Raw genomic sequence first — 16,395 nt, 5'->3', positions numbered from 1 at the left:
AGGGAGGGAGCGGCAGAGCCGCGGAAGGGTGAGGGCGGTAGCCTTCCCCTCGACCCTCACCCTCCCACCGCTCTGACGAGCGGCGGGCCCCTCCCTCTCCCGGTGGGAGAGGGGATTAGGAAGAAGACCATGGGCTACGAAGGTCAGGATTTCGGAGATATCGCGGCGGGCGTCAGCCCGGCGTTCATCGAGGCGCTCTATGCCAAGTATCAGGCCGACCAGTCGTCGGTCGATCTGGGTTGGCGCAGTTTCTTCGAGGGCCTGGAGGCCGGCACCGGCGGTCCGAGCTGGACTAACAAGCGCTGGCCGCTGACCACGACCGACGACCTGACCGCGGGGCTCGACCCGACGCAGATGGAGCCTGCGCCCAAGCCCGCGAAGGGCGGCGGCAAGCCCGCGCCGGCGGCTGGCGCCGCGCCGTCTAAGGAGGACATCATCAAGGCGGCGGGCGACGCGATCCGCGCGCAGCTGCTGGTCCGCACCTATCGCGTCCGTGGCCATCTTGCCGCCAATCTCGATCCGCTCGGCCTGTCGCACCGCGACATGCCGGAGGATCTGCGCACCGAATATCACGGCTTCACCGATGCCGACATCGATCGCCCGGTCTATCTCGGCGGAACGCTCGGTTTCGAATGGGCGACCGTGCGTGAGCTGGTCGACACGCTGCGCCGCAATTACTGCGGCAACGTCGGCCTCGAGTACATGCACATCGTCGATGTTGAGGAACGCCGCTTCCTGCAGGATCGCATGGAAGGCAAGGACAAGGCGATTGAATTCAGCGTCGATGGCAAGCGCGCGATCCTGAGCAAGGTCATCGAGGCCGAGCAGTGGGAAAAGTTCCTCGGCAAGAAGTATGTCGGGACCAAGCGCTTCGGCCTCGACGGCGGCGAGAGCATGATCCCGGCGCTGGAAAGCGTCATCAAGTACGGCGGCCAGGCCGGCGTGCGCGAGATCGTATACGGCATGGCCCACCGCGGCCGCCTGAACGTGCTTGCCAATGTCATGGCCAAGCCGCTGCGCGTCATCTTCCACGAGTTCGCCGGCGGTTCGGCGCAGCCCGACGAGATCGGCGGTTCGGGTGACGTGAAGTATCACCTCGGCACCTCGACCGACCGCGAGTTTGACGGGCACAAGGTGCATATGTCGCTGGTCGCCAATCCGTCGCACCTCGAGGCGGCGGACCCGGTTGTGCTCGGCAAGACGCGCGCGATCCAGACGATCGCCAACGACCTCAAGGAACACAGCGCCTCGCTGCCCGTGCTGATCCACGGCGACGCGGCGTTCGCGGGTCAGGGCATCGTTTGGGAATGCCTCGGCTTCTCCGGCATCCGTGGCTACAACACGGGCGGCTGCGTCCACTTTATCATCAACAACCAGGTGGGCTTTACCACCAGCCCGCAGTTTGCGCGGTCGTCGCCCTATCCGTCTGATGTGGCGAAGGGCGTGCAGGCGCCGGTCTTCCACGTCAACGGTGACGATCCCGAAGCGGTGACCTTCGCCACCAAGATGGCAATCGAATTCCGCCAGAAGTTCCATCGCGACATCGTGATCGACATGTGGTGCTATCGCCGCTTCGGTCACAATGAGGGTGACGAGCCGGGCTTCACGCAGCCGCTGATGTACAACAAGATCCGTTCGCACCCCGGCGTCAGCGAGATCTACGGCAAGCGCCTGATCCAGGAAGGTGTGATCGACCAGGCCTGGATGGACGAGAAGGTCCATCAGTTCACGACGCTGCTTGAAGGCGAGTTCGAGGCGGGCGCAAGCTACAAGCCGAACAAGGCGGACTGGTTCGCGGGTCGCTGGACCGGCCTGTCGGCGCCGACCGATGGCGGCACCGAGCGGCGCAACGTCGAAACCGGCATCGAGATGAAGCTGTTCGACGCGCTCGGTCGTACGCTGACGACGGTGCCGGAGGGCATCCAGATCCACAAGACGCTGGGCCGCGTGCTCGATGCCAAGCGCCAGATGTTCAAGACCGGCGAGAATTTCGACTGGGCGACGGGCGAGGCGCTGGCCTTCGGATCGCTGCTGTCGGAAGGCTATGGCGTGCGTCTGTCGGGTCAGGACTCGGGTCGTGGCACGTTCAGCCAGCGTCACGCGGTGTGGGTCGACCAGACCGACGAGCACAAGTACGTGCCGTTGACGACGGTGGAGCATGGCCGGTTCGAGGTGCTGGACAGCCCGCTCTCCGAATATGGCGTGCTCGGGTTCGAATATGGCTACGCGCTGGCGGACCCCAAGACGCTCGTTATGTGGGAGGCGCAGTTTGGCGACTTCGTCAACGGCGCGCAGATCATGATCGACCAGTTCATCGCGAGCGGTGAAGCCAAGTGGCTGCGCGCCAACGGCCTGGTGATGCTGCTGCCGCATGGCTATGAAGGGCAGGGGCCAGAGCATAGCTCGGCGCGTCCCGAGCGCTTCCTGCAGCTGTGCGCGCAGGACAATATCCAGGTTGCGAACTGCACGACGCCGGCGAATTACTTCCACCTGCTGCGCCGGCAGATGCACCGCAACTTCCGCAAGCCGCTGATCGTGATGACGCCGAAGTCGCTGCTCCGCCACAAGCTGGCGGTGTCGACGGCGGCCGAGTTCCAGGGCGACAGCCACTTCAAGCGCATCCTGTCCGACACCAATGGTGCGGCGGATGCCGATACGACGCGGCTGGTGCTGTGTACTGGCAAGGTCGCCTATGATCTGATCGAAGCGCGCAACGCCGCGGGCGATACCGGCACGCAGATCGTGCGGATCGAGCAGCTCTATCCGTTCCCGGGCGATGCGCTCGCCCGCCGGATCGCGCGGATGCCGAACCTCAAGGACGTGGTCTGGGCGCAGGAAGAGCCGAAGAACAACGGGTACTGGTTCTTCGTCGAGCCGCTGATAGAGGAGTCGCTCGCGCAGGCGCAGTGCGCGGTGAAGCGTGCCCGCTATGCGGGTCGCGCGGCGGCGGCGTCGCCCGCCACGGGTCTGATGAAGCGGCACACCGCGGAGCAGGGCGCGCTGGTCGCCGATGCGCTCGGCCATAACGTGCGCGAGGAAATCCGCCGGACCCGCAGCGAGGGCTCCACCACCACCGCCCGGCCGACCCAGTCCCCGAGCAGCTAACCACTTTCCCCGTTGAAGACCCCCTCCCCGGGGAGAAGGATGCAAGAGATGGCAACCGAAGTCACCGTTCCCGTTCTGGGCGAATCGATCACCGAAGCCACCGTCGGCGAATGGCTGAAGCAGCCCGGCGACCCCGTGAAGGCCGACGAGCCGATCGCGAGTCTTGAGACCGACAAGGTGTCTGTGGAAGTGCCCTCGCCGGTCGCCGGCGTGATGGGTCAGCATGCGGTGCAGGTCGGCGATACCGTGCAGGTCGGCGCGATGCTCGCGACGATCGAAGCGGGCGGTGGTGCGGCGGCGGCGCCTGCCGCTGCGCCGGCTCCGGCGGTTACCCCGGCTGCGCCGGCCGCTGCGGCTCCTGCTGCGGCGCCTGAAGCATCGAGCGACTCGCCGGCGGCGCTGTCGCCGTCGGTCCGTCGCGCCGTGCTGGAATACGGCCTCGACCCCGCGTCGATCACCGGCACGGGCAAGGACGGTCGCATCACCAAGGAAGACGTGGCCGCTGCCGCTGCTGCAAAGCCGGCCGCGACCGCGCAGGCGCCTGCTGCCGCTCCGGCTGCCGCCCCCGCGGGTGGGCGCAAGGAAGAGCGCGTGAAGATGACGCGCCTCCGCCAGACGATCGCCAAGCGCCTGAAGGAAGCGCAGAACACCGCCGCGATGCTGACGACGTTCAACGACGTCGACATGACCGCGGTGATCGAGGCGCGCGCCAAGTACAAGGACCTGTTCGAAAAGAAGCACGGCGTCCGCCTGGGCTTCATGGGCTTCTTCGTGAAGGCCGCGACGATGGCGCTGAAGGACATTCCGTCCGTCAACGCCTCGATCGAGGGCGATGAGATCGTCTATCACGATTATGCCGACATCTCGGTCGCCGTTTCGGCGCCGAACGGCCTTGTCGTGCCGGTCATCCGTGATGCGCAGGACCTGTCGGTCGCGGGGATCGAGAAGACGATCGGCGACTTCGGCCGCCGCGCCAAGGATGGCACGCTGAAGATGGACGAGATGAAGGGCGGCACCTTCACCATCTCGAACGGCGGCGTGTTCGGCTCGCTGATGTCGACGCCGATCATCAACCCGCCCCAGTCGGCGGTGCTGGGCCTCCACCGGATCGAGGATCGCCCGGTCGTGGTGAACGGCCAGGTCGTGGTGCGCCCGATGATGTATCTGGCGCTCAGCTACGACCACCGTTTGATCGACGGCCGCGAGGCGGTGACCTTCCTCGTCGCGCTGAAGAATGCGATCGAGGATCCGACGCGCATTCTGATCGACCTGTAAGTATCTATATAGACACGTCACCCCGGCGGAGGCCGGGGTCTTTCGCGGGGAGCATCGCTTCCTGCCGGACGAGATGCCAGCGTCCGCTGGCATGACGGTTGGAGGAAATGATGGCAGACTACGACTATGACGTCCTCGTGATCGGTGCCGGCCCTGGCGGCTATGTCGCGGCGATCCGCGCGGCGCAGCTGGGGCTGAAGACCGCCTGCGCCGAGGCGCGCGAGACGCTGGGCGGGACCTGCCTGAACGTCGGCTGCATTCCGTCGAAGGCGATGCTGCACGCATCGGAATATTTCGATGCGGCGGCGAATGGCGCGATGGCCAAGATGGGCATCAAGGTGACGCCCGAGCTGGACCTGGACGCGATGCACGGCCAGCGCCGCGACGCGGTGAAGCAGCTGACCGGCGGCATCGAATATCTGTTCAAGAAAAACAAGGTGACGTGGCTGAAGGGCCATGCGCGCTTCACCGGTAAGGACAGCGTCGAGGTCGCGGGCCAGACCGTGCGCGCCAAGAACATCGTGATCGCGACCGGCTCGTCGGTCACGCCGCTGCCGGGCGTGACGGTCGACCAGAAGGTCGTCGTCGACAGCACCGGCGCGCTCGAGCTGCCGAAGGTGCCCGAGCATATGGTCGTCATCGGCGGCGGTGTGATCGGCCTGGAGCTGGGCAGCGTGTGGCGCCGCCTGGGTGCGAAGGTGACGGTGGTCGAATATCTGGACCAGATCCTGCCGGGCTTCGATGGCGACGTGCGCAAGGAAGCGCAGAAGATCTTCAAGAAGCAGGGCATGGAGTTCAAGCTGTCCACCAAGGTGACGGGCGTCACCGTGGCGGGCGACACCGCGACCCTGACCGTCGAGCCCGCCGCCGGTGGCGCGGCCGAGACGATCACCGCCGATGCCGTGCTGCTGGCGATCGGTCGTAAGCCGAACACCGATGGCCTAAACCTCGAAGCCGCGGGCCTGTCGGTCAACGCGCGTGGGCAGGTTGAGATCGACCACGACTTCGCGACCAGCGTGGCCGGCATCTGGGCGATCGGCGACGTCGCACCCGGCCTGATGCTCGCGCACAAGGCCGAGGACGAGGGCATTGCGGTTGCGGAGAACATCGCTGGCCTGACCGGCATCGTGAACCATGACGTGATCCCGAGCGTCGTCTACACGATGCCCGAGTTCGCCGGTGTCGGTCTGACCGAGGAAGCGGCCAAGGCCAAGGGCGAGATCAAGGTCGGCAAGTTCCCGATGATGGCGAACAGCCGCGCCAAGACCAATCACGAGCCGGACGGCTTCGTGAAGATCATCGCCGATGCCAAGACCGATCGCGTCGTCGGCGTCTGGGCGATCGCCAGCGTCGCTGGCACGATGATCGCCCAGGCAGCGCAGGCCATGGAGTTCGGCGCGACCAGCGAGGACATCGCCTACACGTGCCACGCCCACCCCACGCATTCCGAGGCGATCAAGGAAGCGGCGATGGCGGTGACGGGCAAGCCGATCCACATCTGATGTCGGACGGCGGGGGAGCAGAGCGTTCCCGCGCCGATCTGGAGGCCGAATGGCTGGAGCTGACGCGCGGGACTCTGCCGGGTCTCGCGCGTTCGCGTTCCTGGCCGGTGCGGGCGGATCATTGCTTCCAGCGGATTTTGCTCGACGCGGTCGTCGGCGGGGTGTGGTATGATGCGGTCGCCGGACGGCCGGCGTATCGGTGTATCGATGGCGGGCTGCTGGCGCAGGCGGTGGCGTTGGGGCGCGACGTCGTGGAGGGGCGGGCCGATCTTGCGGCGCTGAACCGCCAATCGCTGGCGTGGCGGCGTGCGCGGAAAGGAAGCCCCACACGCTCCGTCACTCCCGACTTGGTCCCGAGTCCACCGGGCCGAGGGGGCCGCGTTTGAGCCTCCTGCCGTCCCCCTCGCCGTGGAGTGGACCCCGGAACGAGTCCGGGGTGACGGGGTGTTTGGGGCAAGCGATGCGCGGGGAGCGGAGCCCAACACGCTCCGTCACTCCGGACTTGGTCCGGAGTCCACCGGGCCGCGGGGGTCGCGTTTGAGCCTCCTGCCGTCCCCCTCGCCGCGGAGTGGACCCCGGAACGAGTACGGGGTGACGGAGTGGGTGGGGTGAGCGATGCGCGCGGGAGGGGAGCGGGGTGGCGCGGGAGTGGGGTAAGCGATCAGGCCGCCAATTGGGTTTTTGCGATGCCCCGGATCATATCCGCCGCTTTCTCCGCAATCATGATCGTCGGGGCATTGGTGTTGCCGCTGACGAGGCTCGGCATCACCGACGCGTCCACCACGCGCAGGCCTGCGATGCCGCGCACCCGCAGCTGACCGTCTACCACCGCCATCCGGTCGCCTTCCGCCCCCATCTTGCAGGTTCCGATCGGGTGATAGATCGTCTCGGCCGTCTGGCGGACCCAGGCGTCGATCGCGGCATCGCCCCGTACGTCCGGCCCAGGTGCCAGTTCGGCGTCGCGATAGGGATCGAGCGCTACCTGCGCCACCACGTCGCGACCGATCGTCACCGCCTCGCGCAGGACGCGGCGGTCTTCGGGCGTGCTGAGGTAATTCGCCTCGATCAGCGGATCGGCCAATGGGTCGTCCGACACCAAGCCGATACGTCCGCGGCTTTCGGGGCGAAGCTGGCAGAGGTGGAGCGAGAAGCCGTCTTCGGTCGCCTTGACCTTGCCGTGGTCGCGCATGATCGCGAGCACCGCGTGGATTTGAATGTCCGGGTGGTCGAGGCCCTCGCGCGAGGGGATGAAGGCGCCGGCTTCGAGAAAGTTCTGCCGCCCGACGCCCTTGCCGGTCAGCGCGTAGCGGAGGCCGACGCCGAGTTGGCGCAGGCCCTTCACTTCGCTGAACACCGTGCGCAGGCCGCGGCTGCGCCAGTTCATGATGACGTCGAGATGATCCTGCAGGTTGCGCCCGACACCGGGTAGCTCATGCAGGGTCTTGATACCGACGCCGCGCAGATGCGCGGGATCGCCGATGCCCGACAGCTGGAGCAGCTGCGGTGACTGGACTGCGCCCGTGCACAGCAGGATTTCGCCGGAGGCGGTCGCCCGGCGCGCCTCGCGCCCGACCACATAGTCGACCGCGACAGCCCGTCCGCCCTGCACCTCGATACGCGTGGTACGCGCATCCGTCGCGATCGTCAGGTTCGGTCGGGCTAAGGCGGGGAACAGATACGCCTCCGCCGCGGTCCAGCGCCGGCCGTTGGCGATGGTCAGGTCATAGGGGCCGAAGCCTTCGGGATGCGCGCCATTGAAATCGTCGGTGATCGGATAGCCGGCCTGTCGCCCCGCGGCGATGAAGGCGGCGTTGAACGGGCTGTCGCTTTCGCCTGCCGAGACGCGCAGCGGGCCATCGGTCCCGTGCAGCGGTCCGCTGCGATGGTGCCCCTCCAGCTTGCGGAAATAGGGGAGGACGTCGTCCCAGCCCCAACCGGAGAGGCCGGATTGCGCCCAGCGATCGTAATCGCGTGGATGGCCCCGCGAATAGATCATGCCGTTGATCGCCGAACTCCCGCCCAGCCCTTTGCCACGCGGCCACCACAGGCGCCGGTTGTCGAGGTGCGGTTCGGGGGCGGTCCAGAAGCCCCAATTGTGCTTGCTCTTCGTCTTGATCAGCTCGCCGACGCCGGCCGGCATGCGGACAAGGAGGTCCCGGTTGTGGCCACCGGCTTCGATCAGCAGCACGCGGACCGCGGGGTCTTCGGACAGGCGCGCGGCCATGACGCAGCCGGCGGAGCCGCCGCCTATGACGATATAGTCGAAGCCTTGGTCTGCCATGCTCTCTCCTCCTGCGCGGCCTTGTCGACCGTCGCATCCGTGGGTGTGCAGAGGAGCGCGATCAGCTCCTCCATCAATGCCGGCCGATCGAGATCGGGCGCGTGGACCTTGCCGAGCCCCAGCGTCATCAACGCATAGCCGCGCACGCGTGCCTGATGCGGCGTGAGGCCGTTCGCCTCGAGGCAGTGCGACAGGAAGGCGAGGACTTGCGCGTCGTTGCGTTCGACCGCAGCCTGCGCACGGGGATCGCTTTCGGCCCAGGCGCGCATTGCGAGTGAGAGACGGAACAGACCCCGCCGGCGGACGATCTCGGCGAGCAGGCGGATGCGATCGACGGGATTTCGCTCCGCCTTCATGATCGTGTCGAGGATGCTGGCGAGATGTTCGCCCGCAAAATAGTCCGCCAGCCGGCCCTGATAGGCGTCGAAGTCGGTAAAATGGTGATAGAAGCTGCCTGTCGAAACGTTCAGCTCCGCAGCGAGCGGACGCAGCTTCAGCGCCCGCAGGCCGCCCCGCCGCAGAAGCGACTGCCCCGCCTCCAGCCAATCGCGTGGCGTAAGGTCCGTCGCGCGGAGCGTCCGGTCGGGGGCGGCGGTGGCCATAACCGATGTTATGCAGCTATTGCGCTGTGGTAAACCCCTTGGCGATGAGCGCCCGAGTGACGCCGTTGGTCCAGCCGAACCCGTCCTGCAGCGGGTATTCGCCGCCGCCGCCGGGCAGGCGCTGCACGACGTTGTACTTTTCGAGCAGCTTGCCGCTGGCATCATATTCGCGGGTCACGCTGGCCAGCCAATGGGCGGCGATCCGGCGGGCGAGGGTGGTTTCGCCATAGCGTTCGAGCCCCGTGATCGCGACCCATTGCAAGGGCGCCCAGCCGTTGGGATCGTCCCATTGCTGCCCGGTGTCCACCAGCGTGGTGCGAAGCCCGCCCTCGCCGATCAGCGGGGCCAGCGCCTTGGCGGTCGCTTGGGCGCGATCGGGCGTCGCGATGCCGACGAACAGGGGGAAGGCCATGGCGGCGGTGCGCCCGCCCGCGACCGTGTCCGCATCCACGTCGTAATCGGCATAATAGCCGCCAGCGTTCCACAGATGGCGGTTGATCGCCACCGCGCGTGCGTCTGCCGCCGCGGTGTAGCGGCTGGCGCAGGGATCGTCCTTCAGCGTCCGGCAGTTCGTCGCGATGCTGCGTTCAAGCCCGTAGAGCAGGCTGTTGAGATCGACCGGGACGACGCGCGTCGTGCGGATCGTCGCCAGCGTCTTGCCATCGGCGAGCCAGCGCGAACTGAAGTCCCAGCCGCTCTCGGCGCCCGCGCGTAGATCGCGGTAAAGGACCTTGGCGTCGCGACCGGGGTTCGCCTGCGCGAGCAGCGCGTCCTCGCGATAGCTTTCGTCGCGGGGATCGTCGCGGTCGTCCCAATAGCGGTTGAGCAGGCTGCCGTCGCGAAGGCGTACGACGCGGGCGCTCGCCTCGCCGGCCCGCAGGCCATCGGCGCCACGCATCCAGAAATCGTGCTCGGCGCGCAGCCAGCGCGTGCGCTGTGCGAGCGTGTCGGCGCGCTTCGACATGCCGGCGATCAGGTAGAAGAAGGGCGGCTGTGAGCGGCTGAGATAATAGGTACGCGTGCCGTTGGGAATGCGGCCGTAGCGGTCGAGCAGGCTGCCGAAGTCGACAATCATGTCCTCGACCAGATCCTGCCTACTGGAGGCCTGCAGGCCCAGCATCGTGAACCAGCTGTCCCAATAATACATTTCGCGAAACCGGCCGCCGGGGACGACGAAGCGCTTCGGCAACGGCAGCGCCGACGAACCCGGGGCGACGCTCGGCAAGGTGCGCGTGAGCTGCGGCCACAGTGCATCGATATGCGCGGTGAGCGAGAGTTTGGCCGAGGGTGGCGGCACGGTCGGCGTGATCGGCAGGGTGAAGTTCGCCTGCACGAAGGCTTCGAGCGCCGCGCGATCCTTGCAGGCGCACTGGCGATAGGCCTTCATGATGGCTGCATCGCTGCGGCGCGGCTGGGCGTCGGCGAAGGTCTTCGAATCGGGGAAGACGCGCTGCATCTGCACCGCGCGGAACAACTCGCCGAAGCGCTGTGCAGGCGACAGCGGCGTGGCGGCGACGAGCAGCGTCGTCAGGGCAAGCAGCAGCGGGCGGATCATCATCGGCTCTCCACGATGGTTCTACGGCTCAGCGAGACGCGCCGGGTCTGGCGATCGATACGCAGCGCGATCTGGGCGTCGCCGTCGCCCAGGCGAAGTTCGAAACCGGGCGCGTCGTGCCAGCGGTCTGGCGTCATGACCTCGCCATCGAGTGCGCGCCAGTCGGCGTCGGCGTAGGGGGCCACGGCGTTCAGACAGTTGGTGCTGCGAAAGGCAGTGAGGGCGGCGACGAAATCCTCGAGATCGCGGTCACGGTGCTGCCAGTCGACCCAGCCGATTGCATTGTCTTGCGCATAGGCGTTGTTGTTACCCTGCTGCGTGCGGCCGAATTCGTCGCCGGCGGTCAGCATGATTGTGCCGCGCGAGGCGAACAGCGTGGCGAGCAGCGCGCGGAGGTCGTCACGGCGGCGCTGGCGGATGATGGGATCGTCGCTCGGCCCCTCGACGCCATTGTTCCAGCTCAGATTGTCGCCATGGCCATCGCGATTGTCCTCGCCATTGGCGTGGTTGTGGCGCTCGGCATAGCTGACGAGATCGGCGAGCGTGAAGCCATCGTGCGCCGCGAGGAAGTTGACGGTGCGCGTGTCGCGGGGACCGAAGAGGTCCGCCGATCCTGCGATGCGGGTGGCCAGGTCGCCTGCGCTGCCGTCGCCGCGCCAGAAGCGGCGGACGTCGTCGCGATAGCGGTCGTTCCACTCCAGCCAATGGTCGGGGAAGTGGCCGAGCTGATAGCCGCCGGGGCCGATGTCCCACGGCTCGGCGATCATGATGCGGCTGGCGAGCAGCGGGTCGGCGGCGATTTCGGCGAAGATCGGCGCATGCGGATCGAACCCGGGGCCGCGGGCGAGTATCGTCGCGAGGTCGAACCGGAAGCCGTCGACTCCGCACCGAGCGAAATGGCGCAGGCTGCCGAGGATCAGCGCGCGAACCTCCGGCCGGTTGCAATCGAGCGTATTGCCCGTGCCGGTGTCGTTGACGAGGCGGCCGTCGGGCGCGTGCGCGTAATAGAGCGCCTCATCGAACCCGCGCAGCGACAGCGTCGGGCCGAGGCGGTCGCTCTCGCCCGTGTGGTTGAAGACCAGGTCGAGGATCACGCCGATCCCGGCGCTGCGGAGGGCGGCGACCGTCTCGACCAGTTCGGCGACGCCGCCGGGGGCGAGCCGCGGGTCGATCGCCATCGGGACGACCGGATTGTAGCCCCAGCTGTTGGTGAGGCCGAGCGGCGGCAGGTGGCGCTCGTCGATCCATGCGACGATCGGCATCAGTTCGATCGCGGCGACGTTCAGCTTCTTAAGATGCGCGATGACAGCGGGTTGGGCGAGGGCGGCGATCGTGCCCCGCTGCGCCTCCGGTACGTCGGGGTGCAGCATGGTGAAGCCGCGGACGTTGAGTTCGTAGATCAGGCCGCCGGGGGTGAAGAGGGGCGCCGCGACAGGCGCGGTAGCGGGGGGCGTGACGATAGCACGCGGGACCACCGCGGTCGTGTTGATGCCCGGCTTGCCGAGGCACGGGTCGTAGCGGAACGCCCGGTCCAGCTGGATCGCATAGGGATCGACCAGCAGTTTCGCCGGGTCGGATGCCGCGCGATAGCCGTAGTGCGTCCCGACGCCGACGCCCTCGACCTCCGCATGCCAGACGCCGTCCGCACCGGTCATGGGTATCTGCCGTTCGCCGGCATCGTCGAACAGGCAAAGCGTGACCGGGGTCGCGCTTCGCACGGCAAAACGGGTGCCGCCGTCAACCACTTCGGCGCCGAGCGACACGCTCACGTGATGACGTCGGGCTCGGTGCGGCCGGTGTGGCGGGCGATCCCGGCGATCGCATCCGCTGCGGCGACGATATCGGCGAGCATCTCGCCGGTATCGCGGTCGAGGTCGCCGTCGGCAGGTTCGTAGCGTTCGAGATAGACGCGCAACGTCGCGCCGCTGGTGCCCGTGCCCGACAGGCGGAAGACGACGCGGCTGCCACCGTCGAACAGGATGCGCACGCCCTGGTTGCGGCTGACCGATCCGTCGGTGGGGTCGGTATAGGCGAAATCATCGGCTTCGGCGACGCGCAGGCCTGCGACATGCGTGCCGGCGAGCGTGTCGAGCTTGCCGCGCAGCTCGGCCATCAACGCATCGGCGCGGTCGCTCTCCACACCTTCATAATCGTGGCGGGCGTAATAGTTGCGGCCGTAGGTCGCCCAGTGATCACGCGCGATCGCATCGACCGATTGGCCGCGAACGGCGAGGATGTTGAGCCACAGGAGCACCGCCCACAGGCCGTCCTTTTCCCGTACGTGATCGGACCCGGTGCCCGCGCTTTCTTCGCCGCAGATCGTCGCCATGCCGGCGTCGAGCAGATTGCCGAAGAACTTCCACCCCGTCGGCGTTTCGAAGATCGGAAGCCCCTTGGCCGCCGCGACGCGATCGGCGGCGGCGCTGGTCGGCATCGATCGGGCGATGCCCTTCAGCCCGTCGGCATAGCCAGGCGCAAGGTGGGCATTGGCGGCGAGCATCGCGAGGCTGTCGGATGGGGTCACGAACCGGCCGCGGCCGATAATGAGGTTGCGGTCGCCGTCGCCGTCCGACGCGGCGCCGAAATCGGGCGCATCAGGGGCCATCATCGTCTCGTACAGCGCATGCGCGTGGACGAGATTGGGGTCGGGGTGATGGCCCCCGAAATCCTCTAGCGGCGTGCCGTTGCGCACCGTGCCCTTGGCGAAGCCAAGACGGTTTTCGAGGATTTCGGTCGCATAGGGGCCGGTAACGGCACTCATCGCGTCGAATGCCATGGTCAGGCCGGCGGCACGAATGGCGTCGAAGTCGAACAGCCGCTCCATCAGGGCGGCATAATCGGCGACCGAATCGACGATCTCGACGGTCATATCGCCGACCTGCGTTTCGCCTATCGTGTCGAGGTCGACGTCCGCCGCGTCGACGGTCAGCCAGCGGTCGATCACCTTGGTGCGCTGGTACAGCGCTTCGGTGACGCTTTCGGGCGCGGGGCCGCCGTTGGCGATATTGTACTTGATGCCGAAATCCTCGGTCGGGCCGCCGGGATTGTGGCTTGCCGACAGAACGAGGCCGCCCAGCGCCTTGCGGATACGGATCATGTTGCTGGCGGCGGGCGTCGACAGGATGCCGCCGCGGCCGATCACCGCCCGCCCGAAACCGTTGGCGGCGGCGATGCGGATCGCCTTCTGGATCACCTCGCGATTGAGGAAGCGGCCGTCGCCGCCGATGACCAGTGTCGCGCCCTGCTTGCCGTCGATGACGTCGAACACCGACTGGACAAAATTCTCCGCGTAATTGGGCTGCTGGAACACCGTCACCTTCTTGCGGAGGCCCGAGGTGCCGGGCTTCTGGTCGGTGTAGGGCTGGGTCGGGCAGGTGCGGATCATGCGTGTCCTGTCAGGGTCTTGTAGAGGTCGGCGTAACGGCGGCCGCTTTGGCCCCAGGAGAAATCGGCGCGCATCCCGTTGCGCTGGAGGGTGCACCATAGATCGGGCCGGGCATATGCGGCAATCGCGCGCCGGATCGCGTGCGCGAGCGTGTGGTAGCCGGTCTCGCCATGCTGGAAACCGGTGGCGACGCCGGCGGCGAGCGCCGCTTCGTTGGCATCGATGACCGTGTCGGCAAGACCGCCCGTGCGCGCGACGATCGGCACACAGCCGTAAGTAAGGCCGTACAGCTGGGTCAGACCGCACGGTTCGAAGCGCGACGGGATCAGGATGGCGTCCGCGCCACCTTGCAGCAGATGCGAGAGCGGCTCGTCATAGCCGATCTGCACGCCGATCCGGCCGGGATAGCGCGCGGCGGCGGCAAGGAATGCCGCCTCGAGATGCGCATCGCCCGATCCCAGCAGCGCCAGCCGTCCGCCCGGCGCGACGAGTTCGTCGAGGCATTGCGTCAGGACATCCATGCCCTTCTGCCAGGTCAGGCGGCTGATGACGGTGAACAGGGGGCCGTCCCCCGCTTCCAATCCGAATACGCTTTCGATCGCGCGCTTGTTCGCCTTGCGCCGGCCGAGCGCGCGCGTGGTGTAGCGGCTGGGAAGGGCGGCGTCGGTTTCCGGGTTCCAGACCGCGGGGTCGATGCCGTTGACGATGCCGTGGACGCGGTCGCGGCGCGCTTCGATCAGGCCTTCCAGGCCCATGCCGAAGCGGCCTTCGCGGATTTCGGCCGCATAGGTCGGGCTGACGGTGGTGATCGCATCGGCGGCGGCGAGGCCCGCCTTCAGAAAGCCGACGCCGCCATAATATTCGACGCCGTCGATCGCATAGGCCATCGCGGGCAGACCGAGGTCAGTGAACACCTCCGCGCCGAACTGGCCCTGAAAGGCGATGTTGTGGACGGTCATCACGCTCGCTGGGCGGCGATCGGCGTGCAGGAAGCGGAGATAGGCCGGTGCCATCGCCGCCTGCCAGTCGTGCGCGTGAAGCAGGTCGAAGCGATAGCCCGGCACCACGCCCGCGGCGATTTCGGCGGCCGCAAAGGCGAACGCCGCAAACCGCTGCCAGTCGTCGGTCTGGCCATAGAGTCCGCCTGGTCGGGCGAACAATTCGGGCGCGTCGAGCACCAGCAGCGGATGTTCGCCGATGTGCGAGGCCAGCAGCCGCGCCTCGACGCCGAGCAGATCGGGCCAGCGGTGGACGACCGTCGCACCCTTCACCGCCTTGGCGAGCACGGGGTAGCCGGGGAGCAGCGTGGTCGCTGCGATCCCATGCGGGCTGAGCGCGTCGGGCAGGGCACCGACGACGTCCGCCAGCCCGCCGGTCTTCACCAGCGGGAAGGCTTCGGACGCGACCGAGAGAACCGACAGAGTCACAGCGCCAGGCGGTCGATCATCGGTTGGGTGATGAGGCAGATGCCCTTGTCGGTTCGGCGGAAGCGGCGGCTGTCGAGTTCCGGGTCCTCGCCGACGATGAGCCCGTCCGGGATGACGACGCCGCGATCGAGCACCACGCGCTTCAGGCGGGCGCCGCGGCCGATGTGGCAATAGGGAAGCACGACCGCTTCATCGAGGGCCGAAAAGCTGTGCGCGCGCACGCCGGTCGACAGCAGGCTGCGATGGATCGACGAGCCCGACACGATGCAATTGCCCGACACCAGGCTTGATACCGCCGAGCCGCGCCGGCCCTCTTCGTCGTGGACGAACTTCGCGGGCGGCGTGATCTCCGAATAGGTCCAGATGGGCCATTCGTGATCGTAGACGTCGAGCTGCGGGATGACATCGGTGAGGTCGATATTCGCCTCCCAATACGCATCGACCGTGCCGACGTCGCGCCAATAGGCGGCGGGCTCCTCGCTGGTGCGGACGCAGCTTGCCGAGAAGCGGTGGGCCTGCGCCTTGCCGTGCTGGACGAGGTAGGGGATGATGTCCTTGCCGAAGTCGCGCGCGGAGCCGGGCGTGTCGGCGTCGCGGCGCAACTGCTCGATCAGGAACTTCGTGCGGAAGACGTAGATGCCGAGGCTGGCGAGCGCGATGTCGGGCTGGCCTGGGATCGACGGCGGATCGGCGGGCTTTTCGACAAAGTCGATGATCCGGTCGGTCTCATCGACGTGCATCACGCCGAACGCGACCGCCTCCATCCGCGGCACCTCCATACACGCGACGGTGACGTCGGCGCCACTGTCGCAATGCTGCTGGAGCATCACCTCGTAATCCATCTTGTAGATGTGATCGCCGGCCAGGATCACCATGTACTCAACATCATAGGCCTCGATGATGTCGATGTTCTGGTAGACCGCGTCGGCGGTGCCTTCATACCATTGGAATTCGCTGATCCGCTGGCTGGCGGGCAGGATGTCGAAGCTTTCGTTGCGTTCGGGGCGCAGGAAGTTCCAGCCACGTTGCAGGTGGCGGATCAGCGAATGCGCCTTGTACTGGGTCGCGACGCCGATGCGGCGGATCCCCGAATTGATCGCGTTCGACAGCGCGAAATCGATGATCCGGCTCTTGCCGCCGAAATAGACCGCGGGCTTGGCGCGCGTGTCGGTCAGTTCCATCAGCCGGCTGCCGCGGCCACCCGCCAGCACATAGGCCATCGCATCACGCGATAGCGGCTGTCCTCGTCTGTCTACCACCGGC

10 protein-coding genes are annotated in these 16,395 nt (G+C 67.2%); 3 read left to right on the top strand and 7 right to left on the bottom strand.

Annotated features, from left to right (window positions below):
- Positions 1–129: 129 nt before the first annotated feature.
- The 3 genes from ACP690_RS08265 to lpdA all read left to right on the top strand — a co-directional run bounded on the left by ACP690_RS08265 (position 130) and on the right by lpdA (position 5,882).
- The gene (locus ACP690_RS08265) at positions 130–3,105 is read left to right on the top strand and encodes a 2-oxoglutarate dehydrogenase E1 component (RefSeq protein ID WP_017978731.1); all 2,976 of its coding nucleotides are present in this window, start codon (positions 130–132) and stop codon (positions 3,103–3,105) included.
- Positions 3,106–3,153: 48 nt separating this feature from the next.
- Positions 3,154–4,380, top strand: coding sequence for a 2-oxoglutarate dehydrogenase complex dihydrolipoyllysine-residue succinyltransferase (gene odhB / locus ACP690_RS08260; protein WP_426260768.1), 1,227 nt, complete (start codon positions 3,154–3,156; stop codon positions 4,378–4,380).
- Positions 4,381–4,490: 110 nt separating this feature from the next.
- A complete protein-coding gene (lpdA, locus tag ACP690_RS08255; RefSeq protein WP_294282394.1) occupies positions 4,491–5,882 on the top strand; it encodes a dihydrolipoyl dehydrogenase in 1,392 nt (463 codons plus the stop codon).
- A 661-nt stretch (positions 5,883–6,543) separates the two neighbouring features.
- Here the strand turns inward: lpdA and ACP690_RS08250 are convergent.
- The 7 genes from ACP690_RS08250 to glgC are packed head-to-tail and all read right to left on the bottom strand — an operon-like array spanning position 6,544 to position 16,391.
- On the bottom strand, positions 6,544–8,163 hold the full coding sequence (locus ACP690_RS08250) for a choline dehydrogenase (protein WP_426254730.1): 1,620 nt from the start codon (positions 8,161–8,163) through the stop codon (positions 6,544–6,546).
- Entirely contained in the window at positions 8,130–8,765 is a 636-nt protein-coding gene (locus ACP690_RS08245; RefSeq protein ID WP_426254729.1) for a TetR/AcrR family transcriptional regulator, read from the bottom strand. The genes ACP690_RS08250 and ACP690_RS08245 overlap by 34 nt, the downstream gene beginning before the upstream one ends.
- Positions 8,766–8,781: 16 nt before the next feature.
- The gene (gene treA, locus ACP690_RS08240; protein ID WP_426260767.1) at positions 8,782–10,323 is read right to left on the bottom strand and encodes an alpha,alpha-trehalase TreA; all 1,542 of its coding nucleotides are present in this window, start codon (positions 10,321–10,323) and stop codon (positions 8,782–8,784) included.
- On the bottom strand, positions 10,320–12,089 hold the full coding sequence (gene glgX / locus ACP690_RS08235; RefSeq protein WP_426260766.1) for a glycogen debranching protein GlgX: 1,770 nt from the start codon (positions 12,087–12,089) through the stop codon (positions 10,320–10,322). The genes treA and glgX overlap by 4 nt, the downstream gene beginning before the upstream one ends.
- Positions 12,086–13,705, bottom strand: a complete 1,620-nt coding sequence (locus tag ACP690_RS08230) for an alpha-D-glucose phosphate-specific phosphoglucomutase (RefSeq protein ID WP_426260765.1) — start codon at positions 13,703–13,705, stop codon at positions 12,086–12,088. The genes glgX and ACP690_RS08230 overlap by 4 nt, the downstream gene beginning before the upstream one ends.
- Positions 13,702–15,132 (bottom strand): glycogen synthase GlgA, encoded by a 1,431-nt coding sequence (glgA, locus tag ACP690_RS08225; RefSeq protein ID WP_426260764.1) that lies wholly within the window; start codon positions 15,130–15,132, stop codon positions 13,702–13,704. Before glgA ends, ACP690_RS08230 begins: the two co-directional genes overlap by 4 nt.
- Positions 15,129–16,391: a glucose-1-phosphate adenylyltransferase gene (glgC, locus tag ACP690_RS08220; protein WP_257785364.1), complete on the bottom strand. Its 1,263-nt coding sequence runs from the start codon at positions 16,389–16,391 to the stop codon at positions 15,129–15,131. The genes glgA and glgC overlap by 4 nt, the downstream gene beginning before the upstream one ends.
- Positions 16,392–16,395: the final 4 nt, after the last annotated feature.

It is taken from the genome of Sphingomonas sp. DC4900 (assembly GCF_049896485.1).
Taxonomy (GTDB): domain Bacteria; phylum Pseudomonadota; class Alphaproteobacteria; order Sphingomonadales; family Sphingomonadaceae; genus Sphingomonas; species Sphingomonas aquatilis.
Note: the sequence above shows the minus strand (reverse complement) of the source record. Positions and strands in the feature narration are given on the sequence as shown.